Origin of the sequence: Moraxella nonliquefaciens (assembly GCF_001679005.1) — a bacterium.
Classification (GTDB): domain Bacteria; phylum Pseudomonadota; class Gammaproteobacteria; order Pseudomonadales; family Moraxellaceae; genus Moraxella; species Moraxella nonliquefaciens.
The window spans coordinates 1-507 of sequence record NZ_LXTW01000014.1; the positions used below are offsets into that span (position 1 = coordinate 1).

Below are 507 nucleotides of genomic sequence, written 5' to 3' on the forward strand. Positions count from 1 at the left end.
CACAAGATTTGGTGTGTTTGGGTTTGGGTTTGGTGTATTGTTTGGCTTATCCGTTGGTGGATTGTTTGGTGTATCAATCACTTCTTTGATGTTGCTGGTGTCATCATAGCTGATGTGGGTGGTATGAATGGATTTGGCTGTGTTTGTGCTGTCTAGGGCGGTGCGTGTGATTACCCTACCCTTATCATCATAGACAAAGCTGTGATTGATGGTGGACTCATCACAAGTAGAGCACCCTGCTCCGACTGCTTTGATTAGGCGAAAGCCTGTTTGGGGCGTGTAGGTGTAATGATACTGTGTGGTTTGTCCTAGGCTATTGGTTAAGGTGTTGGTGTAGGTTTGGTTGGCTGTTTGGCTTATTGAGTGCTGATTGGTTTGATAAGTGTGCCATAGGCTATCATCATAACTTATGCTGACTTTATTTTGCCCATCAGGCTGGGTAGATAAAATGGCACGGTCAAAAGCATCGTAGATCCAAGATTGGACTAAGATGGCTTGGTTTTGGTT

1 protein-coding gene is annotated in these 507 nt (G+C 44.6%); it reads right to left on the reverse strand.

The window, feature by feature from the left end; all coding sequences use genetic code 11:
* Window positions 1–507 (reverse strand): hypothetical protein (locus tag A7456_RS11395; protein WP_158512493.1); only part of this gene is annotated, 507 nt, incomplete at both ends.